The sequence below is a fragment of the Elioraea thermophila (ex Habib et al. 2022) genome (assembly GCF_003336755.1).
Lineage (GTDB): Bacteria > Pseudomonadota > Alphaproteobacteria > Acetobacterales > Acetobacteraceae > Elioraea > Elioraea thermophila.
The window spans coordinates 416,148-440,301 of the sequence record NZ_QMDI01000002.1 but is presented as its reverse complement, the minus strand read 5'-3'; the positions used below and the strand labels follow the sequence as shown (position 1 = coordinate 440,301).

The following is a 24,154-nucleotide window of genomic DNA, read 5'->3' as shown; positions in this document are numbered from 1 at the left end:
TCAGCGGCTACAGGCGGCGCCACCGAGCACGCAAAACTTGGCGCAGTGCGGGTGGTTCAGCGACACGGGCCCTGAGGCGCCGGCGAGGGTGTCGGCGAGCTCGAAGCGCGGGTCGTAAGCGAGGAGGGTGCAGGCGAGCACCGCGGGGCGCTCCGCTCCCTTGCGTCTCACCACCATGCGCGAGGTGGCGCACATCACGCTCGCCGGGCTCTTGCCGAGGATGCTCCAGCAGGCCTCGGTGATCTCGGGCACATCGACGGTCGGGTCCATTTCCGGGAACAGCGTCAGCGCGACGGGATCGCGCGCATCGATCGGGATCGCGTGATCCGCGAACAGGCGGGCGAAGCCGTCGCGTAGTTCGTCCTCGGTTTCTTCGGTGAAGCCGGCCCGACCGGCGACGTGCACGGTGAAGCCCTCGCGCGCGAGCCAGACGAGACCTTCGAGCGACTTGGCGAAGCTGCCGGGGCCCCGTTCGCGGTCGTGGCGTTCGGCGGCGTAGTGGTCGAGCGAGACGCGCAGGATCAACCGTTCTGGGCCGAAACGATCGCGCAGGGCGAGGAGGGCGGCGCGCTTCTGCTTGAGCGGCGCCATGGCGTTGGTGAGCACGATGGCCGTGAGGTTCTGCGGGCGGGCGAGCACGTCGGCGAGCATCGCGGGAAGCGCGCGGTTCATGAACGGCTCGCCGCCGGTGAAGCCGACCGTCTCGAGCGGCGCGCCGAGCGACACCGCCTCATCGAGGAAGGCCGCGACCTCTTCGGCGGTGAGGTAGGCGAGGCGATCGTTGCGCGGGCTCGATTCGATGTAGCAATGCTTGCAGGTGATGTTGCACAGCGTGCCCGTGTTGAACCAGAGCGTGCGCAAAGCCGCGAGCGGCACGTGCGCGCGAGGTTCGCCCTTCGCCGTGCGCAGCGGGTCGCGGAACTTCGCGGGGTCGAGCGGCTTCGGCGCGGGGCGCGAGCGGACTGACATCGGGAACACCTCGACGCGGAGTGTGGCCGCGGGCTCGCCCGCCGCGAAGTGACGGCTGCGTCAGCGGAAGCGTAGCGGGCTGTAGGGTGTGGGGTCGATCGTGGGTGAGCGCCCGGCGATCAGGTCGGCGATCAGCACGGCGGTCTTTGGCGCAGCGGCGAGCCCGACATGGCCGTGCCCGAAAGCGTAGAAAATGTCGGGCGAGACGCGAGAAGCGCCGATCACCGGCAGGCCGTCGGCGACCGAGGGGCGATGTCCCATCCAGACCGTGATGCGCTCGCGCGGCAGCGGCTGCGGCAAGCCTGGAAGGAGTTTGAGCGCCGCCCGCTCCAGGATGGCGGCGCGACGCCAGTCCGGCGGATCGTCGATCCTCGCGAGCTCGACCTGGCCGGCGACCCGCAGCCCGGCCTGCATCGGTGTGAGCGGCGCCTTCAGCTCTGCCGCCATGACCGGCATGCGCACGGTCACCTCGGGGTCGCGGATCATGACGTGGTAGCCGCGCTCCGAGGCGAGCGGGATACGCTCGCCGGCGGCGCGCGCGAGGGCGGCCGAGCGGATCCCGGCAGCGATCACGGCGGCGTCGGCGTCGATCAGGCCACGCTCCGTCTCCACCGCGCGCAGGCGCCCGCGCTCGAGCCGAAAGCCGGTGGCCCGCGTGCAGAGATGCTCAGCGCCCAGACTCTCGGCCGCCTGGGCATAGGCTTGCACCAGCGCGCCCGGGTCGCGCACCTGCCCGCCCGCCTCGACCAGCACGCCGAAGCGCCAGTCGCGGGAGAGAGCGGGCTCGCGCTGCGCCAGTTCCTCGGCCGAGAGTTCAAGCCACGCCACGCCAGCTGAGCGGCGCAGCGCCCACGCGAAGCCATCGGCCGCGAAGCCGGCGCGATCGCGCCAGATGTAGAGGTGCCCCGAGCGCGCCACGAGCTCCGGTCGGCCCGCGGCGGCGGCGAGGGCCTGGTGGCGATCGACCGCGTCGTGCAGCAGGGCGGCGAGCGCGCGTGAGGTGCGGCTCGCGCGGGGCGCGGTCGCGTTGGCGGTCATGAACCGCCAGAGCCAGGGCATCAGGCCGGGCAGGGCGGCGGGGCGGATGGTCAGAGGGCCTTCGGGGTCGAGCAGCAGGGCGGGGATCTTCCGCCACAGGCCCGGCGTGGCGACGGGCACCACGCTCTCGGGGCTGATCCACCCCGCGTTGCCGTAGGAGGCCGCCTGTTCACCGCCCGCCGGACCGGGTTCGACCAGTATGACGCGGTGGCCTTCGCGGGCGAGGAGGAGGGCGCAGGCGGCACCGACCGCGCCCGCGCCAATGACGACGACGCGACGGGACATGCGCGCGGCTCAGCGCTCGATGGCGGTGCCCGGCGGCGCGAGGGAGACGTGGGCGGAGACAATACGCCAGCCAATACCGGGCAGGCGGGCGAGGATCTTGGTTTCGCGCCCGATCGTGCCGTCGCCGAGGCGGCGGAAGACGATGTTGGTGACGGCGATGTCGCGCCCGAAGGTCGTGATCAGCGTTTCCAGTCTCTCGCGCCGTGGATACCCGCTCCCGGCGCGCGAGCGGCGGAAGCGGCGGATGGCGTCGGCGCCGAGCAGGATCTCGCCCACGCCGAAGCGGACGGTGCGCGGATCGTCCCAGAAGAGTTCGTCGAGCACGGCGACGTCGTTCGCCATCAGCGCCGCCTCGTAGCGGTCCAGCACGGCGCGGGCTTCGGCGAGCGTGTCGGCGTGATCGACGTCCATGGGCGGCACCTCCGGTTGGCAGCTTCGGAGTGCGCCCGGACGATGCGCCGCGCAAGGGGGCGGAGCGCGGTCTGGCGCGCGCTCCGCCGCGTTGGGCGCTATTCCGCTGCGGCCGGCAGTTGCACCGCCTTGGCGCGCCGGCGCCCCTCCTCGTCCACCGCGCGCAGGGCGGCAACGACGCGACGGGGGCTCACCTCGTGCGGCATGTTCCAGATCGTCTCGCCTTCGGCGCAGGCGCGCTCGGCGACGCGCAGGAGCGCCGTCTCGTCGGCGTCGGCAAGGCCGATCTGGGCGAGCGTGGTGGGCAGCCCGACCGACTCGCAGAAGCCGAACACCTCGTCGATCAGCGCGGGCGGACGATCGGCGAGCATCAGCAGCGCGAGCGTGCCGATCGCGACCTTCTCGCCGTGCCAATAGGCGTGCGTCTCGTGCAGCACGGTGAGGCCGTTGTGGATGGCATGCGCGGCCGACAGCCCGCCCGATTCGAAGCCGAGGCCCGAGAGCAGGGTGTTCGCTTCGACGATGTGCTCGAGAGCGGGGGTGACCACCTTGCGCGCGCAGGCGGCCTTGGCCAGCACTCCGTATTTCAGCAGCGTGTCGTAGCAGAGCCGCGCCAGCGCGTAGGCCGTCATCGGCCCGAGCCGGCCCGTCATGTTCGCCCCCCTCTTCACCCGGCAGTCCTCAGCCTCGAACCAGGTGGAGAGGGCGTCACCCATGCCGGCGACCAGGAAGCGCACTGGAGCGCGGGCGATCACGCCGGTGTCGACCAGCACCAGATCCGGGTTGCGGGGCAGGATGAGGTAACGCTTGAACGCGCCATCGGGGGTGTAGATGACGGAGAGGGCCGAGCAGGGGGCATCCGTCGAGGCGATGGTCGGCACGATGGCGACCGGCCGGCGCAGCGTGTGCGCGACCGCCTTCGCGGTATCCAGCGTCTTGCCACCGCCGATGCCGACGACGACGTCCGGGGTGACGGCCTGAGCCTCATCGGCGAGGCGGCCGATCTCCTCGTCGCTGCACTCGCCCGCGAAGCGTTCGGCCGAGAGGCGAACCCGCGTGCCGATGCCGGCCTCGATCTCGTCGCGCAGCGAGGCCATGGCGAAGGGGTCCATGATGGCGAAGGCGCGCTCCCCGAAGCGGGCAAGCTCCTCGCCGAGCACCGACAGTGCGCCGTCGCCCTGCACGTAGCGACCGGGGAAGATGGCGGTCGTGAGCATGTGTGCCTCCTCGTTGTCGGTGGTGTTCTCTTGTCAGCTGTCAGCAACCGCCTCCGGCACGTGGGGTTTCCGGCGCGGCGTCGCAAGCGAAGCGCCGACGCCGGGGCGGCGTTGAACAAGCAAAAAAAGGGGCGCGACCGAGATCGCGCCCGAGTGGCAGCCCGATTGCGACTGCCGCGCCGATCGCGGTGGGGAGAAACCGGATCGTGCGCCGTGGACCGAGTGGGTCCGTCGCATTCCCTTATTGTGAAGAAGGGTTTCCGAAGCGTTGCTCTGGATCAAGATCGCCGCAGCGCAGCACAAACTTGCCGCGCCCCTCACGCACCTGTGATCACCGCTGATGGCTCGCGCCCGGCCAAGGCCACCGCGGAGGCGGCCCGCGGCGCAGGCAAGGCGACGCGGGCCCCCGCTCATGCTATGAGATGGCGCACGAGGCGGGCGATTCCGCGACCGGGGGTTGCGACCCCGAGATCAGAGGCAACAGAGGCCGGCATGGACAAGAACAGGGCGCTGGATCAGGCGCTGGCCCAGATCGAGCGGGCCTTCGGCAAGGGCTCGGTCATGCGCATGGGCGCGCGCGACGCGGCCGAGGCGATCGAGACCATCCCGACGGGCTCCTTGGGGCTCGATCTCGCGCTCGGCATCGGCGGGCTGCCGCGCGGGCGCATCATCGAGATCTACGGGCCAGAGAGCTCGGGCAAAACCACGCTTGCCCTCCATTGCATCGCGGAAGCGCAGAAGCGCGGCGGCACCTGCGCCTTCATCGACGCCGAACACGCGCTCGATCCGGTCTATGCCCGCAAGCTCGGGGTCGATGTCGACAACCTGATCATCAGCCAGCCCGACTCGGGCGAGCAGGCGCTGGAGATCGCGGATACGCTCGTGCGTTCGGGCGCGATCGACGTGCTGGTGGTCGACAGTGTGGCGGCCCTCGTTCCCCGCGCCGAACTCGAGGGCGAGATGGGCGACTCCCATGTCGGCCTGCACGCGCGGCTGATGAGCCAGGCCCTGCGCAAGCTCACGGGCTCGGTGTCGCGCTCGCGCACGATCCTGATCTTCCTCAACCAAATCCGCCTGAAGATCGGCGTCATGTTCGGCAACCCGGAGACGACCACGGGCGGCAACGCGCTGAAGTTCTATGCCTCGATCCGGCTCGAGATCCGCCGCATCGGCGCGATCAAGGACCGCGACGAGGTGGTCGGCAACCAGACGCGGGTGAAGGTGGTGAAGAACAAGCTCGCCCCACCGTTCCGCCAGGTCGAGTTCGACATCACCTACGGCGAGGGCATCTCCAAGGTCGGCGAGCTGATCGATCTCGGCGTCAAGGCCGGTGTGGTCGAGAAGTCGGGGGCGTGGTTCAGTTTCGACAGTCAGCGCATCGGCCAGGGGCGGGAGAACGCCAAGGCTTTCTTGCGCGAACACCCCGAGGTGGCGGCCAAGATCGAGGAGCGGATTCGGGCCCAGGCCGGGCAGGTGGCCGGTGCGCTGATGAGCGCGGGCGGCGAGGAGGCAGACGCCGCCGACTGAACCGGCCGGGTTCCGCTCGGGTGCCGCGGCCTTGGCGGCCGAAGGCGCGCTCGCGCATCTCCTCTCGGCAGCAGACCGCGCGCTGGTCGAGGCGGCGGTCGAAGCCGTGCGAAGCCGCTACCGCTACGGGCGACACACCGTGGGGGCGGCGGTGCGCGGGGCCACGGGGCGCATCTACGCCGCGGTCAATCTCGACGCCACGGTGGGCCGGGCGGCGGTCTGCGCCGAGGCGGTCGCGCTGGGAGCGGCGATCATGGCCGGCGAAAGCACCATCGAGGCGGTGGTCGCCGTCCGCCACCCGAGGCCCGACGAGCAGGGGCCGATCGCCGTCGTCTCCCCCTGCGGGCTCTGCCGCGAGCTCCTCTTCGACCACGCGCCGGGCTGCCAAGTGATCCTGCCCGGGCGCGGACGGGTGCCGATCGGATCGCTGCTTCCGGCGCCGTATCGCCGCTGACGCGGCCAGGCAACGCCCGGGGGGCGGGGCCTTTCGGGCGAAAAGATGCGGGGCTATCTAGCCCGCATGCCCTCCTCGAACGACATCCGCGCCGCCTTCCTCGACTTCTTCCGCCGCCACGACCACACGGTGGTGGAGAGCTCGCCGCTCGTGCCCCGCAACGACCCCACCCTGATGTTCACCAATGCGGGGATGGTGCAGTTCAAGAACGTCTTCACTGGGCTCGAGCACCGCCCGTACAAGCGGGCGGTGACGGCGCAAAAATGCGTGCGCGCGGGCGGCAAGCACAACGACCTCGACAACGTCGGCTACACGGCCCGGCACCACACCTTCTTCGAGATGCTGGGCAATTTCAGCTTCGGCGACTACTTCAAGGACGTGGCGATCGAGCTCGCCTGGACTCTCGTCACCCGCGAGTTCGGCCTGCCGAAGGAGCGGCTCCTCGTCACCGTCTACCACGACGACGACGAGGCGGCGGCAGCCTGGCGCAAGATCGCGGGGCTGCCGGAGGAGCGCATCATCCGCATCGCCACCTCCGACAACTTCTGGGCGATGGGCGACAGTGGCCCCTGCGGCCCCTGTTCCGAGATCTTCTACGACCATGGGCCCGAAATCCCGGGCGGGCCTCCGGGCAGCGCGGACGCCGACGGCGATCGGTTCATCGAGATTTGGAACCTCGTCTTCATGCAGTACGAGCAGCTGCCCGACGGGCGGCGCGTGCCCTTGCCCAGGCCCTCGATCGACACCGGCATGGGGCTCGAGCGGACGGCGGCGATCCTGCAAGGCAAGCACGACAATTACGACACCGACACGCTCCGCGCCCTCATCCTCGCCTCCGCCGAGGCCTCGGGCACCGACCCGGACGGGCCGCACCGCATCAGCCATCGTGTGGTGGCGGACCATCTGCGCGCCTCCTGCTTCCTGATTGCCGACGGCGTGCTGCCCTCGAACGAGGGGCGCGGCTACGTGCTGCGCCGGATCATGCGGCGCGCGATGCGGCACGCGCATCTGATGGGCGTGCGCGAGCCGCTGATGTGGCGCCTCGTTCCCACCCTGATCCGCCAGATGGGGGTGGCCTATCCGGAACTCGGCCGCGCCGAGGCGCTGATCACCGAGACGCTGCGCACGGAGGAGACGCGCTTCCGGGCGATGCTGGAGCGTGGCCTGCACCTGCTCGTCGAAGAGGCGGCGAAACTGCCGCGCGGCGTGCCGTTGCCCGGCGAGGTCGCCTTCCGCCTCTACGACACCTACGGCTTCCCGCTCGACCTCACGCAGGACGCGTTGAAGGCGGAAGGGCGCGGTGTGGATGTCGAGGGCTTCGAACGGGCGATGGCGGAGCAGCGCGCGCGGGCCCGCGCGGCCTGGGCCGGCTCCGGCGAGGCGGCGACCGAAGCGGTGTGGTTCGACCTGAAGGAGAAGCTCGGCGCCACCGAATTCCTCGGCTACACGGCGGAGACGGCGGAAGCCGAGATTCGCGCCATCGTGGTCAACGGTCAGCCGGTGAACGAGGCCCGCGGCGGCGACGAGGTCGCGATCATCCTCAACCAGACGCCGTTCTACGGCGAATCCGGCGGCCAGGTCGGCGATAGCGGAACGATCCGCGCGCAGGACGGTCTGATCATCGACATCACCGATACGCAGAAGAAACTCGGCGACCTGTTCGTGCATGTCGGCCGCGTGAGGCAAGGCATCGCCCGCGTCGGCCAGGCGGTGGTGGCGGAGATCGACCATGCGCGGCGGGCGGCGATCCGCGCCCACCATTCCGCCACGCACTTGTTGCACGAGGCGCTGCGACGCCGCCTGGGGCTTCACGTGGCGCAGAAGGGCTCGCTCGTCGCGCCCGACCGCTTGCGCTTCGACATCAGCCACCCCAAGCCGATCACGCCCGAGGAGCTCGCCTGGGTGGAGGCGGAGGTGAACGCGCGGGTGCGCGAGAACGCGCCCGTCGTCACCCGGCTGATGGCGCCGGACGAGGCGGTGAAGCAAGGCGCGATCGCGCTGTTCGGCGAGAAGTACGGCGAGGAGGTGCGTGTCGTCTCCATGGGCTCCGATCCGGAGGCGACGGCGCGCGGCGGGCTCTATTCGGTCGAGCTCTGCGGCGGGACGCATGTGCGCGCCACCGGCGACATCGGGCTGTTCAAGATCGTCTCCGAGGGCGCGGTGTCGGCCGGCGTGCGTCGCATCGAGGCGGTGGCGGGCGAAGCGGCACTCGCGCATGTCGCCGAAACGGAACGCGCGCTGTTCTCCATCGCCGCCGCCCTGCGCGCCCCCCCGCCCGAGGCGCCGGCACGCGTGGAGGCGCTGATCGAGGAGAAGCGCCGGCTCGAGCGCGAGATCGCCGAGCTGCGCCGCAAGCTCGCGACGGGAGCGGCGGGTGCGGCGGCGGGGCCGGAACGGATCGGCGACGTGTCGTTCCTCGGCCGTGTCGTCGAGGTGGCGGCGAAGGATCTGAAGGGCCTGGCCGAGGAGATGCGCAAGGGCCTGGGCTCGGGGGTGGTCGCGCTCGTCTCGCCGATGGACGGCAAGGCGTCGATCGTGGTTGCGGTGTCGCCTGATTTGACGGCGCGCTTCTCCGCCGTCGACCTCGTGCGCGCGGCAGCCGCCGCCGTCGGCGGCAAAGGCGGTGGCGGTCGTCCCGACATGGCGCAGGCCGGCGGGCCGGAGGGCGACAAGGCGGAGGCGGCGCTGGATGCCGTGCGCGCGGCCCTCGCGGCGGCACCGGCTCTCGCCGGCTGAGGAGAGGCGCGCGCGATGGGCGAGGACGAGGTCCTGCTCGTCTACGTCACGGCGGCGACGGCCGACGAAGCCAAACGCATCGGCCGCACGCTGGTCGAGGAGCGGCTTGCGGCTTGCGTGAATGTGCTGGCCCCGCACACCGCGATCTACCGCTGGCAGGGTAGGCTGGAGGAGAGCGCGGAGAGCGCCTTCCTTGCCAAGACGACCCGCGCCCGCCTTGCCGCCCTGGCTGCGCGCGTGCGCGCCCTGTCGTCCTACACCTTGCCCGCCATCCTCGCCCTGCCGGCGGTGGGCGGTGATGCCGAGTTCCTGGCCTGGGTGAAGGTGGAGACAGCCGACCCCGTCGCCTGACGGATCCCTCCCCGCCGTCGCTTGGCGGTCGCGTGCGTGCTGTGGTCTCATCGGGGAAACGAATGATCGTGGGGAGACCGTCCATGAAGCGCCGCACGCTGCTCACCGCCGCCGCTGCCGCCGCCGTGCCGTTCGCCCGGCCGCGTGCGCAAGCCTGGCCGGCCCGCCCGTTGCGGATCATCGTGCCGTGGCCGCCAGGCGGATCGACCGACGTGCTGGTGCGGCTTTATGCGGAACGGATCGCACCGATCCTCAACCAGACCATCGTGGTCGAGAACCGTCCCGGCGCGGGCGGCAACATCGGGGTCGATGCGGTGGCGAAATCCCCTCCCGACGGCCACGTCATTGGCATCGCCGCGGTGGGGCACCTCGCCATCAACCCCTTCCTCTACGCACGGCTGCCCTACGACCCGGCGAGCCTCGTGCTGGTCGGTGTCGCCTGGGAACTGCCGAACTGCGCGGTGATCCCGGCCGAGCACAACCCCTCGCGCACGCTTGCCGAGTTCATCGCCTGGGCGAAACGGAAGCCGGGTGGCATCACCTACGGCTCGCCCGGTGTCGGCACCACGCCGCACCTGTCGGGCGCCCTGTTCGCCAAGCGGGTCGGCATCGAAGCCACCCACGTGCCGTTCCGCGGGGCCGCGCAGACCATTCCGGCCATGCTGTCGGGTCAGCTCGACTTCGCGCTCGACAACCTCACGAGCTACGCTTCGGTGCTCAAGGCCGGCCAGGTGAGGGGGCTTGCCGTCACCTCGGCCGAGCGCGTGCCGGGCTTCCCCGACATCCCGACCATGGCCGAAGCCGGCGTTTCGGGCTTCGTCGTCACCTCCTGGCAGACGTTCTTCTTTCCGCAGGGCACGCCGGAGGCGATCGTCGCGCGCTTCGCCGAGGCCCTGCGCGAGGCGAGCCGCGACGAGGCTTTGCGCAAGCGCTTCCTCGAGATCGGCGCGTTCCTGACCTGGACCACGCCGGAGGAGGCGCGGCGTCGGGCCGACGCCGAGACCCCGATGTGGCGCGAGGCGGTGGCGATCTCGGGCACTCGGCTCGAGTAACCGAAGCTCAGAGCACGCCGCGCAGCCGCTCCTCCTCGCGGAAGCGGGCGACGAAGGCGCGGAACCGTTCCGTTGGCGGATCGGCGAAGAGAGGGGCTGGAGGCCCCTCGCACTCCACGCGTCCCTGGTGCAGGAACACGATGCGGTCCGCCACCTCGCGCGCGAAGCCCATCTCATGCGTCACCAGCAGCATCGTCCGCCCTTCCTCGGCGAGCGCACGGATGACGCGCAGCACTTCGCCAACGAGTTCGGGGTCGAGGGCGGAGGTCGGTTCGTCGAACAGCAGCACGCGCGGGCGCATGGCGAGCGCGCGGGCGATCGCCGCGCGCTGCTGCTGTCCGCCCGAGAGATGCGCGGGGTAGTGGTTGCGCTTCTCCGCGATGCCGACCTTGGCGAGCAGCGCCTCGGCCTCGGCGATCGCGTCCGCCCGCTTCCTTCCCTGCACGTGCACGGGGGCTTCGATCACGTTCTCCAGCACGGTCAGGTGGCTCCAGAGGTTGAAACTCTGGAAGACGAAGCCGAGCGAAGCCCGGATCCGGTCGAGCTGGCGTCGGTCGGCCGGCGCACGCCCGCGCCGCGTGGTCTTGAAGCGGATGGCTTCGCCGCCGACCAGGACCTCGCCCTCGTCCGGCACCTCGAGCCCATTGATGCAGCGAAGCAAGGTGGACTTGCCCGACCCCGAGGCGCCGAGGATCGCGATCACCTCGCCCTCCTGGGCGGCGAGCGACACCCCTTTCAGCACCTCGAGCGCGCCGAAGCGCTTGACGAGGCGGCGCAGCTCCACGGCGGGGACGGGCGGGCTCAATGCACGAGCCTCATGTCCGGCGCGGCGTCGAGCTCCGGACGGTGGTCGGGCGACAGGCGCCGTTCGACCACCCAGACGAGGCCGGCGAGGGTGAAGTTGATGGCGAGATAGATCACGGCGGCCACCGCGAAGGCCTCGAACACCCGATACGTCGTCGAGATGATGCGCGCGGCAAGCCCCGTGACCTCGACCAGAGTGACCATGGAGGCGAGCGAGGTCGCCTTCACCATGAGGATGATCTCGTTGCCGTAGGCCGGAAGGGCGTTGCGCAGCGCGATCGGGCCGACAATGCGACGGAACAGTAACAGGCCCGACATGCCGGCCGCCCGTGCCGCCTCGACCTGCCCGTGCGGGACGGAGAGGAGACCACCGCGCACGATCTCGCTGCCGTAGGCTGCCGTGTTCAGCATCAGTGCGAGGAAGGCGCACCAGAAGGGCTCGCGCAGGTAGGGCCAGAGGATCGAGGCGCGAATCCACGGGAACTGCGCGAGGCCGAAATAGATGAGGAACATTTGGATGGCGAGCGGCGTGCCGCGGAAGACGAAGACATAGGCGCGCGCGACCAGATCGAGCGGGGGGATGGCGGAGAGCCGGGCGAGAGCGAGCAGCACCGCGAATACGAAACCGACCGAGACCGAGAGCGCCATCAGGCCGAGCGTGGTCGGCACACCGGGCAGGATCGTGCGGAAGCACTCGAGCAGGAAGGCGGCGTCGATCATGCGCGCTTGAGGCCTCGCAGCGCGCGGCGCTCGGCGGCGGCGAACAGGGCCGAGGAGACGGTGGTGATGACGAGGTAGAGGGCGGCCCCGGTGAGCAGGAAGGAGAAGAAGTCGCGCGTCGATCGCCCACCGATGAAGGACTGGCGCAAGAGCTCGACCAGCCCGGTGACGGAGATCAGCGCGGACTCCTTCAGGCAGAGCTGCCAGCAGTTGCCCAAGCCCGGCAGGGCGAAGCGGAGCACCTGGGGGGCGACGATGCGGCGGAAGGCGAGGGCGCGCGGCATGCCGAAGGCGGCCGCCGCCTCGATCTCGCCGCGCGCGACGGTGCGGAAGGCGCCGCGGAACACCTCCGCCTGATAGGCGCCGTTGCAGATGCCGACGGCGATGAAGCCGGCGACGAAGGCCGGCAGCGAGACGAAGCCTTCGCCGTCCCAGAACGTTCGCCAGATCCAACCCAGCACCACGGCACCGCCGAAGAAGACGAGATAGATGACCAGGAGCTCCGGAATGCCGCGGATCACCGTCGTGTAGGTGGCGGAGATCACCGCCGCGATGCGGCTGCCGGAAAGCCTGCCCCAGGCGGCGAGCGCGCCGAGCACGCTGCCCAAGGCGAAGCCGGCCGAAGAGACGGCGATGGTCATGCCGGCGGCGCGCAGCATGGAGAGGCCCCAGCCCGTGGGGCCGAAGCCCATCAGCGCCCAGTAGTCGATCAGCCACTGCGGCATCGCGCGCGGGCGGGCACGGCGCGGCCTGCCCCGGGCGGGCTGGCCTCAGGACCGCGGCGAGATGTCGGTCTTGAACCAGCGTTCGGAAAGCCGCCGGATCGTTCCGTCGGCAAGGGCGGCCTCGATCGCGGCATCGAAGGCGGCCTTGAGGTCGGTGTCCGCCTTGCGCAGCCCCACCGCCACGCCGCGGCCGAGAATGCCGCCCGAGAGCAGAGGGCCGGACGGTGCGAGGCCGCGGAACTCGGGCTTCTCGGCGGTCGCCGTCATCGCGGTGACGGCGGCGAAGATGGCATCGAGACGCCCGGCGGCGAGGTCGAGGTCGTGCTCCTCGGTGGTGCGGTATTCGCGGATGGTGGCCCCGGCGTTGGCGAAGAACTGGGCAAGGAAGGCGGAGTTCGTCGTCGCCGTCTGCACGCCGATGGTGCGGCCGCGCAACAAGGGCCGGATCTGATCCAGGAGGGCGCGGATCTCGGCCTCCTCGGTCGCGAAGCTCAGCGTGCGGCCCGCCCCGGGCAGGTTGCGCAGCGGCGAATTTGGCATGGTGCCGAAGGCGTGCGGCCCGGCGGCATAGACGCGGGAGAAGTTGATCACCTCGAGCCGGCGGTCGGTGATGTTCATCCCGGCCATGATGGCGTCATAGCGGCCGGCGGTGAGGCCGGGGATGATGCCGTCCCAGTCCTGCGCGACGATGGTGCAGCGCGCGTTCATCCGCCGGCAAAGGTCGTTGGCGAGGTCGATCTCGAAGCCGAGGAGCTGCCCGCCGGGCCCGGTGAAGTTCCACGGCGCGTAGGCGCCTTCGGTGGCGATGCGGATGGTGCGCTGCTGCGCCCGGGCAGGTTGGCTGCCGGACGCGACGACGGCCGCTCCCGCCGCGGCCAGGCGCACGAACGAACGACGAAACAGCATACCCGATCTCCCTGACGAACCGTTCGCGCCGCAGGCCGGCCGTCTTCTCCCTGACCCTTCCAGCCTAGCGAGTCGCTTCAGCCGCGCAAGCGCGCCTCAGGTGCGGGGGCGAAACGAGGGCGCCCGCACCATCAGGCAGAGGATCTGGAACAAAATCTGCGCCGCGGCCTGCGCGGTGACGGTGGTCGGGTCGTATTGCGGTGCGACCTCGACCACATCGCCCGCCACGATGTCGAGCCCCGCCAGGCCCCGCAGGAGCGCGATCGCCTCGCGCGTGGTGAACCCCCCGACCTCCGGCGTGCCGGTGCCGGGAGCGAAGGCCGGGTCGAGGGCGTCGATGTCGAAGGAGAGGTAGCAGGGACCATCGCCGATCACGGCGCGGGCTCGCGCGATCACGCCGGCGATGCCGAGCGTCTCGACCTCATGCATCGGCACGATGGTCATGCCCGACTCGCGCGAGTATTCCCATAGCCAGGTGACGCCGCCGCGGATGCCGATCTGGATCGTGCGCTTCGGATCGAGCACGCCGGCGAGTGCGGCTTCGCGGAAGGGCGCGCCGTGGTGGCCGCCCGTGCCCTCGTAGGGCCCCGCGGTATCGGCATGGGCGTCGATCTGGATCAGCCCCAAGGGGCGTCCACGGCCGAGCGCCTTCAGGATCGGCCCGGTGATGGAATGGTCGCCGCCGACGACGAGCGGGCGGATGCCGGCTCTGGCGAGACGGCCGATGAAGGCCTCGATCGCCTCGTGACAGCGCTCGAGCGAATAGCGCGACGGGAGGGGAATGTCGCCGATGTCGGCGACGCGCGCAAGCGCGAGGGGAACGAGATCGAGCACCGGCTCGTGCGGACCGATCCGCTCGATCGCGCGCACCGCGCGCGGCCCAAGCCGGGCGCCGGCGCGATTGGTGACGCCGAGATCGAACGGCACACCGAGCAGGGCGATGTCGAGCGAGGAGGAGGCGGGATCCTTCGCTGCCGCCTCGTCGAGCGGAGCATCGAGCAGGGTGGCGACCCCCTCGAACGGCCAGCGCCGACGCCCATCCTCGGTGTAGTGCACGCGGGCGATCTGTTCCGCGCGCGTCTCGGCCTTGGGTGTTGCGGCGGGGGGCGTGTCGGTCATGGGCTGAGGCGGATCCTTCCGATGGTCGTTCGGATCAGGCGCGGCAGCGGATCCTGACGGTGGCGCGGGCCCCCGACAAGGCGGGAGGCGGCCAGGACATCGGGCGCGTCCCGCCGCGCCTGGACAACGGTGGTCCCGTCGGCTTGTGTGCCCGCGAGGAAATTGGCGGTCCCATGCAAAGCGATCAGGCGCCCTTGATGTTGTCGGTGTTTCCGACCTTCGCGGTCGGCGGCGCGCAAGTGCGCTTCGTGCGTCTCGCCGCCGCGTTCGGGTCTGCTTGGCGGCATGCCGTCATCGCCATGGACGGGGTGCGGGAGTGTGCGGAGCGTCTGCCGCGCGACCTCGCCGTCACCTTCCCCGAGGTTTCGGTGGCGAAGGGCGACGTGATCGGCAACGTCCGTCGCTTTCGCGCGCTTCTGCGTGCGTTGCAGCCTGATCTTCTCGTCACCCACAACTGGGGCTCGATCGAGTGGGCGATGGCGAACCTGCTGCCGGTCGCCCGCCATGTGCACATCGAGGACGGTTTCGGGCCCGAGGAGCGAGCGCGGCAACTGCCCAGGCGGGTGTGGACGCGCCGTGTCGTGCTGCGTCGCGCCACCGTCGTGCTGCCGTCGCGCACCCTGGAACGACTCGCGCGGAAGGTTTGGCGCTTGCCAGGAGAGCGCGTGCTCTATCTGCCGAACGGCATCGATCTCGCGCGCTTCACTCCTCGCGCTCCCTCGCCCTTGCCGGCGGAGCCGGTGATCGGCACGGTGGCGGTGCTGCGGGCGGAGAAGAACCTGGGGCGGCTGCTGCGCGCGGTGGCGATCGCGCGGGCGAGGCGCCCGGTGCGGCTCGAGATCGTCGGCGACGGGCCGGAGCGGGCCGAACTCGAACGGCTGGCAGGGGAGCTCGGCATCGCCGAGGCGGTGACCTTCCACGGTCGCCAGGCCCACCCTGCACCGTTCTACGCCCGGTTCGACCTCGTCGCCCTCTCCTCCGACACCGAACAAATGCCGATGTGCGTTCTCGAGGGCATGGCCTCGGGGCTGCCGGTGGTCTCGACCGATGTCGGCGATGTGCGCGCCATGGTGGCGGCGGAGAACGCGGCCCTGATCGTGCCGAAGGACGAGGCCGCCCTGGCCGAGGCGATCCTGCGCGTGCTCGACGACGACGCGCTGCGGCGGCGCATCAGCACGGCCAACCGCGCCAAGGCGGAAGCGGAGTTCGACGAACGGGTGATGATCGAACGCTACCGGCGTCTGTTCGCGGGCGAGATCGGCCACTGGTGAGCCGACCCGGCTTCAGAACGACCCGAACAGGCTGCCGAGGCCGATCAGCACCGCGAGCGACAGCAGAGGGCCGACCATCCCCGTCATCGCGATGTCGCCGTAAGCCTCGCCGTGCTTCAGGCGACAGATGGCGAGCAGGGTGATGACGGCGCCGTTGTGTGGCAGGGTGTCGAGCACACCCGTCGCCACCACCGTCACGCGATGCAACAGGTCGGGCGCGATGCCGGCCGCACGGCCCATCTCGAGATAGGTCGCGCCCAGCGATTGCAGGGCGATGGTCATGCCGCCCGAGGCGGAGCCTGTCATGCCGGCGAGCACCGAGGCGGCGAAGGCGAGGCTGATCAGCACGCTGCCGCCGCCGACGCCGAGCACGAGGTCGCGGATGGCGGCGAAGGCGCCGAGTGAGGCGACCACCGCACCGAAGCCGACCAGCGAGGCGGTGTTGAAGATCGGCAGGGCGGAAGCGTTGGCGCCGTCGTCCAGCGTGCGGGCGAGCGAAGCGAGGCGCGAACGATTGGCGACGACCATGACGACGATCGCCACCAGAAGCCCGGTGATGATCGCCCAGATGCCGCGCACGGCGGAAATGTCGGTGGCACCGAACCGCGCTTCGGCGAGATAGGCGGTATCGAGGCGCGGAATGACGAAGGCGGTGACGATCAGGTTGACCGCGACCACCAGCACCACCGGCAGGGCGGCGAGCCAGACGGGCGGGAAGGGCGTGCCGGGAGGGGCCGGATGGTCGCCGATCTCCATCAGGTCGAATCCCTCATCCTGCGCGGCTTCGCGCAGGCGCTTGTCCGGCTTCACCCGCTCGCCGTCGGCCGCGCCATAGCCTTCGCCCTTCGCCTTCAGGCTGCGCTCGCGCCAGGTCAGCCAGGCGAGGCCGAAGCCGAGCATCACCAGCGCCGCGATGATGCCGAGGCCCGGTGCGGCGAAGGCGGTGGTGCCGAAGAACGGCATCGGGATCGCGTTCGGAATGGCCGGCGTGCCGGGGAGCGCCGACATGGTGAAGGTGAAGGAGCCGAGCGCGATGGTGGCGGGAATGAGCCGCTTCGGGATGTCGGCCTGGCGGAACAGGGCGGCGGCCACGGGGTAGACGGCGAAGGCGACGACGAAGAGCGACACGCCGCCATAGGTGAGCACCGCACAAGCCAGCACCACGGCGAGGATGGAGCGCTCCGCGCCCAGTTTCGCCACCATCCCCCGCGCCAGGGCCTCGGCGCTGCCGGTGTCCTCCATCAGCTTGCCGAACACGGCCCCGAGCAGGAACAGCGGGAAGAATTGCGCGATGAAGTTGGCCGCCGCGCGCATGAAGATCTGCGTGTAGGTGGCAAGCAGCGGCATGCCGCCATCGAAGGCGGCAGCGAGCACCGCCATGGCCGGCGCGAGCAGCAGGACGGTGACGCCACGGAAGGCGAGGACGATCAGAAGCCCGAGCGCGAGCGCGACCCCGAGGATGCCGATCATGACGCGTCCGTCCGGACGTCCGTCTCCTCTTCCCCGCTGCAGGCGGCCTCGGCGGCGGCGCGCATGACGCGATCGACACCCCACAGCACGTGCTCGAGCGGATAGGTCGAGCGCACGCCGAGATCGTCGCGGTGATCGGCGAGGAAGCGGTCGGCGGCACGCCAGCCGACATCGTGCAGGTGCTGGAGGAAAGCCCACTCGGCGTTCATCTTCGACGACACGCCGAGCTCCGCCATCTCCTCCTCGGCATGGATGCGGTGGAGCATCAGGTGGGAGAGACGCTCATCGGCGAACCCTGCTTCGCCGGCCAGTTCCTTCAAGAGCAGGATGGTGCGGATGCCGTTCAGCAGCGCCGAGTTGAAGCTGATCTCGTTGACGCGATTGAGGATGTCGCGTGCGGTCTTCGGCGTGCCGGGGCGCACGAGGGGGTTGATCTGCACGACGACGAGGTCGCGCGCATCGGTGCGCTCCACCAGAGGATGGAGCACCGGGTTGCCCATGAAGCCGCCATCCCAATAGGGCTCGCCGTCGATCTCGACGGCGTGGAAGAGGAAGGGAAGGCAGGCCGAGGCCATCACCGCATCGAGCGTGATCTCAGGCCCCGCGAAGGTGCGCGGCCGTCCCGTCGGCACGTGCGTGGCGGTGACGAAGATCTGCACCGCCTCGCACGCATGCACGCGGTCGAAATCCACCACCTCGGCGACGATCTCGCGCAGGGGATTGAAGTCGAACGGATTGAACTCGTAGGGCGACACGAGCCGGGTCATCAGGTCGAGGGCTAGGAAGCCCGGCGAGAAGTCGAGGGTCCAACGGCCGAGCAGCTGATCGAGCGGCGTGCGTTGGACGGGGGAGAAGCGGGCGGCGTCGCTCACGCGCTTCCAGAACAGGGCGAGGCGCTCGCGCGCGCCCTCGCGCCCGCCGCGTGCCAGCCCATCCGCCAGCACCACGGCGTTCATCGCGCCGGCCGAGGTGCCGCTGATGCCGTCGATCTCGATGCCGTCGTCGGCAAGCAGCCTGTCAAGCACGCCCCAGGTGAAGGCGCCGTGTGCGCCTCCGCCCTGCAGGCCGAGATCGATCAGCTTGCGCTCGGACGAAAGGGGACGGGCGCGGCGGGGTTGGCGGGCCATGGCGCCCGCGCTCTAGCCTCGCCGCATGCTGCAACGCAACAACAAAACCGAGTTACCGCCCGCGCCGAAGGACCTCGGCATTGACCACGAACCCGGGATCGATCCGCCCCGCCAGGGCATCGAGGATGTTGTGCGCGGCGCGCACCGCCATCTTGGCCAGCGTCTCCTGCGCCGAGGCGGCCGAGTGCGGCGTCAGGATGACATTGTTCATGGCAAGCAGCGGGTTGTCGGGCAGGGCGGGCTCGACGCTCAGCACATCGAGCCCGGCGGCGGCGACCTTGCCGGAGCGCAGGGCTGCGACGAGTGCCGCCTCGTCGATGATCGGGCCGCGCGCGGTGTTGATCAGCCACACCCCGGGCTTCATGCGGGCAAGCGCGTCGGCGTCGATCAGGTGGCGCGTGGTGTCGTTCAGCGGGCAGTGCAGCGTGACGACGTCGGCCTCGGCCAGCGCCGCCCGCCAGTCCGGGACGGGGATGTGGCCGTCGGCGGCGATTCGGGGGGTCGGGAAGGCCGGGTCGTGCACCATCACCCGCATGCCGAAGGCCGAACAAAGCCGAGCGACACGGGTGCCGATCCGGCCGTAGCCGATGACGAGCACGGTGCGGCCGGCGAGCTCACCGATGACGGGGCCGTCGACCGAGCGCCACTCCCCGCGCCGCACCATGGCGTCGTACTCGGTGAGCCGGCGGGCGACGCCGAGCAGGAGCGCCATCGTGTGTTCGGCCACACCGAGATCGTTGGCGCCGTTGGTCACCGCGACAGGCAGCCCGCGCTCGGTGCAGGCGGCGATGTCCACCGTGTCGAAGCCGACCCCGTAGCGGGCGACCACCTTCAGCTTCGGGCAGGCGTCGAGAAAGGCGCGATCGACCCGGGTCAGCCAGAGCAGGATCGCCTCCGCCTCGCGTGCACGGGCGGCGAAATCGGCCGGGTCGGTGGCGACCGCGACCGTCACGCCGGGGGCGGCGTCGAGAACGGACCGTCCGGCCGGATGCAACGGCCGTTCGAGCACGATCAGGGTCATCGGGGCGTTTCCTCCGCGGAGTCGGGGTCGGGTGATGGTTCCGCCTGTCGACGCGCGCGGCAAGACGACGTCCTGGACGACGGCAGGCGATTTCGCTATCGGTTCAGGGCCATGTCCTGTCGCCGTGCCCAGGCCCCCTCGCTGTCGCGCCGCCCCGGCGCGGGCCTCGGCGCGCTTCCGCTGCGACTTAGCCGCCCCTGGGCGTGACCGGGCCGGGCGAGGTTTCGCCCGCCCTACCGCTCAGGGGGCCTCGGCAAGACAGTCGCAACCGCGGAACGGAACGGAATCGAACCATGTCCAGCATCAACCACCCGTCTTTCGGTACCATCGCGCCCGATCGCGTCATCGTGTTCGACACCACGCTGCGCGACGGCGAACAATCCCCCGGCTTCTCGATGAACCTCGAGGAGAAGCTGCGCATGGCGGAGGCGCTGGAGGACCTCGGCGTCGACGTGATCGAGGCCGGATTCGCCATCGCCTCGCCGGGCGACTTCGAGGCCGTGCGCGCGATCGCGGAGAAGATCCAGGGCGCGGTCGTCTGCTCGCTGGCCCGCGCCGCGAGGAACGACATCCTCGCCGCCGCCGAGGCGCTGAAGCCCGCCAAGCGCAAGCGCATCCACACCTTTATCAGCACCTCGCCGCTGCACATGAAGTACAAGCTGCAGCTCGAGCCCCACCAGGTGCTGGAGCGGGTGACGGAGAGCGTCACGCTCGCTCGCAACCACGCCGACGACGTCGAATGGTCGGCCGAGGACGGCAGCCGCACCGAGCCCGATTTCCTCTGCCGCTGCGTGGAGGCGGCGATCAAGGCCGGCGCCACGACGATCAACATCCCCGACACGGTGGGCTACGCCGTGCCGGAGGAATTCGGCGCTATCTTCACCATGCTGCGCGAGCGCGTGCCGGGGGCCGATCGCGTCATCTTCTCCGCCCATTGTCATAACGATCTCGGGCTTGCGGTCGCCAACACGCTGGCTGCGATCCGCGCGGGCGTGCGTCAGGTCGAATGCACCATCAACGGCATCGGCGAACGCGCGGGCAACGCGGCGCTGGAGGAGATCGTGATGGCGCTGAAGACGCGCCCGCAGGTGTTCGGCGTCGATACCGGCGTGGTGACGCGCAACATCGTGCGCACCTCCAAGCTCCTCTCAACCATCACCGGCTTCGACGTGCAGCCGAACAAGGCGATCGTCGGCCGCAACGCCTTCGCCCACGAATCGGGGATCCACCAGGACGGCATGCTGAAGCACGCCGGCACCTACGAGATCATGACGCCCGAAAGCGTGGGCTGGGCGAAATCGAGCCTCGTGCTGGGCAAGCACTCGGGCCGCGCCGCCTTCCGCGACAAGCTCAGGCAATTGGGCTACGGCGACATCGGCGAGAACGCGCTGAACGACGCCTTCCAGCGCTTCAAGAAGCTCGCGGATGCGAAGAAGGTGGTGTTCGACGAGGACATCATCGCCCTCGTCGACGACGAGGTGGTGCGCGCGCACGATCACATCCGCTTCGTCTCGCTCGAGGTGTGGGCGGGGTCGAAGGGGCCGCAGCGCGCGGTGCTGGAGCTCGACATCGACGGCGAGACGAAGCGGGCGGAAGCGACCGGTGACGGGCCGGTGGATGCGACCTTCAAGGCGATCCGCGCCCTGTTTCCGCACGAAGCCGAATTGAAGCTCTTTCAGGTGCACGCGGTGACGGAAGGCACCGACGCCCAGGCGAAGGTGACGGTGCGGCTGGAGGAGAAGGGCAAGCTCGTCGACGGCCAGGGGGCGGACACCGACACGCTGGTGGCCTCTGCGCGGGCCTACATCCATGCGCTGAACAAGCTGATGGTGAAGCGGCTGCGCACCGCGCCCGAGCCAGAGGTGACGGACGCGGCCGCGCGCGTCGTGGTGGTGTGAAGGGGGGAGGGGCGGCCAAGCCGCCCCTCGCTCGAGGGTCAGCGCCGCCAGACCGGGCGGCCGAGGTTCACGTCCTTCTCGGAGGTGAGGGCGCCAGCCGCAGCCCCGACGGCGCCGCCGACCACCGCGCCGCCGAGGACGCTGCCGCCCGTCGCCGCCGCCACACCCGCGCCGGCCGCGCCGCCGAGCGCCGCCCCCGACAGGGCGCGATCGGTGGTCGAGCTGCCGCACCCGCCGAGAGCGAGCGCCAAGGGGGCCACGAGGAGCAGTGTCGATGTGCGCATGGTGCCGTCTCCTTTCGCGCGAATCGTGACTTGAAACCCGATCGAATCCGAGAATCACGGCGATGCCAAGGCATCATTCTGGCTTCACCGCAGCGTGATCGCGCCCCGAGGCTGCGCTTCAGGCGGGCGCGCTCCGATGCAAACCCGGTTGAGCAGGCGGGGCTTGCGCCGTAAACCCCCGACCCGGCCGCGCGCGTGACGCGCCGATGAACGGTGCCCGCCGGCCCCGCGGAAAGGTCGATCACCCATGATGTCGCGACTGCTCGGGATCCTGTCGGCCGACATGGCCATCGATCTCGGCACGGCCAACACCCTGGTCTACGTCAAGGGACGGGGGATCGTGCTCGATGAGCCCTCCGTCGTCGCCATCGCCGATGTGCGCGGCAAGAAACAGGTGCTGGCGGTGGGCGAGGAAGCGAAGCAGATGCTCGGCCGCACGCCGGGCAACATCCAGGCCATCCGTCCCTTGCGCGACGGCGTGATCGCCGACTTCGAAGTCGCCGAGGAGATGATCAAGCACTTCATCCGCAAGGTGCACAACCGGCGCAGCTTCGCCTCGCCGATGATCATCGTCTGCGTGCCCTCGGGCTCGACCGCGGTGGAACGGCGCGCCATCCAGGAGAGCGCGGAATCGGCCGGGGCCCGCAAGGTCTACCTGATCGAGGAGCCCATGGCGGCGGCGATCGGGGCGGGGCTTCCGGTCACCGAACCCTCGGGCTCGATGGTGGTCGACATCGGCGGCGGCACCACCGAGGTCGCCGTCATCTCCCTCGGCGGCATCGTCTACTCGCGCTCCGTCCGCGTCGGCGGCGACAAGATGGACGAGGCGATCATCTCCTACATCCGCCGCAACCATAATCTGCTGATCGGCGAGGCCTCGGCCGAGCGGATCAAGATCGAGATCGGCGCCGCCTGCCCCCCCGACGACATGGAGGACGGGCCGGTGAAGGAGGTGAAGGGGCGCGACCTGATGAACGGCGTGCCGCGCGAAGTCATCGTCTCGCAGCGTCAGATCAGCGAGAGCCTGGCTGAACCGGTCTCCGCCATCGTCGAGGCAGTGAAGGTGGCGCTCGAGAACACGCCGCCCGAACTCGCCGCCGACATCGTCGACAAGGGCATCGTGCTGACGGGCGGGGGCGCGCTCCTGCATCGCCTCGACCACGTGATCCGCATGGCGACGGGCCTGCCCGTGCTGGTCGCCGAGGATCCGCTCTCCTGTGTCGCCCTCGGTACGGGGCGGGCGCTCGAGGAGATGAAGAAGCTGCGCAACGTGCTCTCCACGATGTACTGATCGCGCGAGGCCGGCGGCACGGTTGCGGCGGCGCTGAGGCGAGGCGGCAGAGGGAGCGGAGCGCGATGCGGGCGGCGGCATGATCCGGCTCAGCGTGCCGTTGCGGCAGGCGCTGGCCCGGCTCATGCTGCCGGTGCTGATCGCCGCCTCCTTCGGGCTGATGCTGATCGGCAAGGCGGACACGGTGTTGATCGAACGCGCGCGCACGCAGCTCGCGGACCTCGTGGTGCCGCTCTACGCCGCGCTGGCGCGCCCGATCGGCACCCTGCGGGAGGCGATCGCGGAGGTGCGGGGGCTGATCCTGCTGCGGTCCGAAAACGCCAGGCTGCGCGAGGAGAACGAGCGGCTGCGGCGCTGGTACGACCGTGCGTTGGCGTTGGAGGCAGAGAACCTGGCGCTCAGGCGCGTGCTGAACGCGCCGGCCGACCCCACGCCGATCTTCACCACCGCGCGCGTGGTCGCCGATGTCGGCGGGGCCTATGCCCGCTCCGCTCTGCTCGCCCTCGAACCCAACCACAGCGTGCGCAAGGGTCAGGTCGCGGTCGATGCCGCCGGCTTGGTCGGGCGGATCAGCGAGGTCGGCGACCGTTCGGCGCGCCTGTTGCTGATGACCGACATCAACTCGCGCATCCCGGTCCAGGTCGAACGCACGGGCACGCGCGCCATTCTCGCCGGCACCAACGGGCCGCGACCGCGAATCCAGCATTGGACGGGGCCGGAGCAGCCGCAGCCCGGCGACCGCATCGTCACGTCCTCCGAAGCGGGCGCCATGCCGGCGGGGTTGCCGGTGGGCATCGTGCGCGAGGGCCGCACCGGGCTCGAGGTCGAACCCTTCGCCGATCTCGACCGCCTTGCCTTCGTCCGTCTGCACGATTTCGGTCTCGGCGGCATCCTTCCGCCCGACCAGGTGGTGCGGCCGCCGCGGCCGCGGGGCCGCGGTGGCTAGCCCGGTCGCCCGCCCGCCGCGCCCCCGCGGGTTCTGGGCACGGCTCGATCGGCTCGCCCGCGATTCGGCTCCGGGCGCCGTCGCCGTCCTGCTCCTGCTCGCCACCGGCCTGCCGCTCGGCTCGGTCGCCCATCACGGCGGCATGCCGCTCACCACCCTCGCCTCGGTCTACTTCTGGACCCTCTATCGGCCGGGCCTGATGCCGCCCTGGCTGGTGTTCGGCCTCGGCGTCATGGCCGACCTGCTCAGCGCCGCCCCGCTCGGGGTGAACCCGCTCACTCTGCTGCTGCTGCACGGTGCCGTGTTGACGCAGCGGCGTGTCCTGGCGCGGCAGTCCTTCCTTCTCGTCTGGGTCGGCTTCGCCCTGTTCGCCACCGCCATCCTCGCCTTGCACTGGACGCTGCGGGTCCTGCTCGCGCTCAGCCTGCAGCCGCTCGGCCCGGCCTTGCTCGAATGCGGGGTGACGATCGCCGTCTACCCGCTGCTTTCCTGGTTGTTCGTCCGCGTCGAGCGGTCGCTCGAGCCTGTGTGA

At 70.5% G+C, this 24,154-nt stretch carries 23 protein-coding genes; 10 read left to right on the top strand and 13 right to left on the bottom strand.

Features of this window, described 5'->3' with window-relative positions:
* The 4 genes from DWB05_RS03950 to DWB05_RS03935 form a co-directional block, all read right to left on the bottom strand.
* Positions 1-969 carry a radical SAM protein gene (locus DWB05_RS03950; protein WP_114375229.1) on the bottom strand — a complete coding sequence of 323 codons (969 nt, stop codon included), beginning with the start codon at positions 967-969 and terminating at the stop codon, positions 1-3.
* A 60-nt stretch (positions 970-1,029) separates the two neighbouring features.
* Entirely contained in the window at positions 1,030-2,292 is a 1,263-nt protein-coding gene (locus tag DWB05_RS03945; RefSeq protein WP_114375226.1) for an NAD(P)/FAD-dependent oxidoreductase, read from the bottom strand.
* Between the two features lie 9 nt (positions 2,293-2,301).
* Positions 2,302-2,703, bottom strand: a complete 402-nt coding sequence (hpxZ, locus tag DWB05_RS03940; RefSeq protein ID WP_114375224.1) for an oxalurate catabolism protein HpxZ — start codon at positions 2,701-2,703, stop codon at positions 2,302-2,304.
* Between the two features lie 98 nt (positions 2,704-2,801).
* Positions 2,802-3,920: a glycerol dehydrogenase gene (locus tag DWB05_RS03935; RefSeq protein WP_114375222.1), complete on the bottom strand. Its 1,119-nt coding sequence runs from the start codon at positions 3,918-3,920 to the stop codon at positions 2,802-2,804.
* A 492-nt stretch (positions 3,921-4,412) separates the two neighbouring features.
* On the opposite strand from DWB05_RS03935, the gene recA reads away from it, so the two are divergent.
* The 5 genes from recA (at position 4,413) to DWB05_RS03910 (ending at position 10,040) form a co-directional block, all read left to right on the top strand.
* Positions 4,413-5,447: a recombinase RecA gene (gene recA / locus DWB05_RS03930; RefSeq protein WP_114375220.1), complete on the top strand. Its 1,035-nt coding sequence runs from the start codon at positions 4,413-4,415 to the stop codon at positions 5,445-5,447.
* A 31-nt stretch (positions 5,448-5,478) separates the two neighbouring features.
* A complete protein-coding gene (locus DWB05_RS03925) occupies positions 5,479-5,901 on the top strand; it encodes a cytidine deaminase (protein WP_114375217.1) in 423 nt (140 codons plus the stop codon).
* 66 nt (positions 5,902-5,967) lie between these two features.
* Entirely contained in the window at positions 5,968-8,637 is a 2,670-nt protein-coding gene (gene alaS, locus DWB05_RS03920; protein WP_114375215.1) for an alanine--tRNA ligase, read from the top strand.
* 15 nt (positions 8,638-8,652) lie between these two features.
* Positions 8,653-8,988, top strand: a complete 336-nt coding sequence (cutA, locus tag DWB05_RS03915; RefSeq protein ID WP_114375213.1) for a divalent-cation tolerance protein CutA — start codon at positions 8,653-8,655, stop codon at positions 8,986-8,988.
* Positions 8,989-9,071: 83 nt separating this feature from the next.
* Positions 9,072-10,040, top strand: coding sequence for a Bug family tripartite tricarboxylate transporter substrate binding protein (locus DWB05_RS03910; protein ID WP_114375211.1), 969 nt, complete (start codon positions 9,072-9,074; stop codon positions 10,038-10,040).
* Positions 10,041-10,047: 7 nt separating this feature from the next.
* Here the strand turns inward: DWB05_RS03910 and DWB05_RS03905 are convergent, their stop codons facing one another.
* From DWB05_RS03905 to speB, 5 genes are all read right to left on the bottom strand, one after another.
* Complete coding sequence (locus tag DWB05_RS03905) at positions 10,048-10,845, bottom strand: ABC transporter ATP-binding protein (RefSeq protein WP_114375209.1); 798 nt, start codon at positions 10,843-10,845, stop codon at positions 10,048-10,050.
* Positions 10,842-11,564, bottom strand: a complete 723-nt coding sequence (locus DWB05_RS03900) for an ABC transporter permease (RefSeq protein WP_269815553.1) — start codon at positions 11,562-11,564, stop codon at positions 10,842-10,844. The genes DWB05_RS03905 and DWB05_RS03900 overlap by 4 nt, the downstream gene beginning before the upstream one ends.
* A complete protein-coding gene (locus DWB05_RS03895) occupies positions 11,561-12,289 on the bottom strand; it encodes an ABC transporter permease (RefSeq protein ID WP_198669040.1) in 729 nt (242 codons plus the stop codon). The genes DWB05_RS03900 and DWB05_RS03895 overlap by 4 nt, the downstream gene beginning before the upstream one ends.
* Positions 12,290-12,334: 45 nt before the next feature.
* The gene (locus DWB05_RS03890) at positions 12,335-13,195 is read right to left on the bottom strand and encodes a transporter substrate-binding domain-containing protein (RefSeq protein WP_114375207.1); all 861 of its coding nucleotides are present in this window, start codon (positions 13,193-13,195) and stop codon (positions 12,335-12,337) included.
* A 96-nt stretch (positions 13,196-13,291) separates the two neighbouring features.
* Complete coding sequence (speB, locus tag DWB05_RS03885) at positions 13,292-14,314, bottom strand: agmatinase (RefSeq protein WP_114375205.1); 1,023 nt, start codon at positions 14,312-14,314, stop codon at positions 13,292-13,294.
* Positions 14,315-14,511: 197 nt separating this feature from the next.
* Here speB and DWB05_RS03880 point away from each other — a divergent pair, with 197 nt between their 5' ends.
* Positions 14,512-15,585: a glycosyltransferase family 4 protein gene (locus DWB05_RS03880; RefSeq protein WP_198669039.1), complete on the top strand. Its 1,074-nt coding sequence runs from the start codon at positions 14,512-14,514 to the stop codon at positions 15,583-15,585.
* A 12-nt stretch (positions 15,586-15,597) separates the two neighbouring features.
* Here DWB05_RS03880 and DWB05_RS03875 read toward each other — a convergent pair whose 3' ends face one another.
* Genes DWB05_RS03875 through DWB05_RS03865 form a run of 3 tightly spaced genes read right to left on the bottom strand, consistent with a single transcriptional unit; the run spans position 15,598 to position 19,203 of the window.
* Positions 15,598-17,055: a GntP family permease gene (locus tag DWB05_RS03875; RefSeq protein WP_114375199.1), complete on the bottom strand. Its 1,458-nt coding sequence runs from the start codon at positions 17,053-17,055 to the stop codon at positions 15,598-15,600.
* Complete coding sequence (locus tag DWB05_RS03870; RefSeq protein ID WP_114375197.1) at positions 17,052-18,182, bottom strand: patatin-like phospholipase family protein; 1,131 nt, start codon at positions 18,180-18,182, stop codon at positions 17,052-17,054. Before DWB05_RS03870 ends, DWB05_RS03875 begins: the two co-directional genes overlap by 4 nt.
* Positions 18,183-18,234: 52 nt before the next feature.
* Positions 18,235-19,203, bottom strand: coding sequence for a hydroxyacid dehydrogenase (locus DWB05_RS03865; protein ID WP_114375195.1), 969 nt, complete (start codon positions 19,201-19,203; stop codon positions 18,235-18,237).
* A 293-nt stretch (positions 19,204-19,496) separates the two neighbouring features.
* On the opposite strand from DWB05_RS03865, the gene DWB05_RS03860 reads away from it, so the two are divergent.
* The gene (locus DWB05_RS03860; RefSeq protein WP_114375193.1) at positions 19,497-21,101 is read left to right on the top strand and encodes a 2-isopropylmalate synthase; all 1,605 of its coding nucleotides are present in this window, start codon (positions 19,497-19,499) and stop codon (positions 21,099-21,101) included.
* Positions 21,102-21,139: 38 nt separating this feature from the next.
* Here DWB05_RS03860 and DWB05_RS03855 read toward each other — a convergent pair whose 3' ends face one another.
* Entirely contained in the window at positions 21,140-21,385 is a 246-nt protein-coding gene (locus tag DWB05_RS03855; RefSeq protein ID WP_114375191.1) for a YMGG-like glycine zipper-containing protein, read from the bottom strand.
* A 247-nt stretch (positions 21,386-21,632) separates the two neighbouring features.
* Here DWB05_RS03855 and DWB05_RS03850 point away from each other — a divergent pair, with 247 nt between their 5' ends.
* The 3 genes from DWB05_RS03850 to DWB05_RS03840 all read left to right on the top strand — a co-directional run bounded on the left by DWB05_RS03850 (position 21,633) and on the right by DWB05_RS03840 (position 24,154).
* On the top strand, positions 21,633-22,676 hold the full coding sequence (locus tag DWB05_RS03850) for a rod shape-determining protein (RefSeq protein WP_114375189.1): 1,044 nt from the start codon (positions 21,633-21,635) through the stop codon (positions 22,674-22,676).
* 79 nt (positions 22,677-22,755) lie between these two features.
* Positions 22,756-23,622, top strand: coding sequence for a rod shape-determining protein MreC (gene mreC / locus DWB05_RS03845; RefSeq protein ID WP_114375187.1), 867 nt, complete (start codon positions 22,756-22,758; stop codon positions 23,620-23,622).
* Positions 23,615-24,154, top strand: coding sequence for a rod shape-determining protein MreD (locus DWB05_RS03840; protein ID WP_114375185.1), 540 nt, complete (start codon positions 23,615-23,617; stop codon positions 24,152-24,154). Before mreC ends, DWB05_RS03840 begins: the two co-directional genes overlap by 8 nt.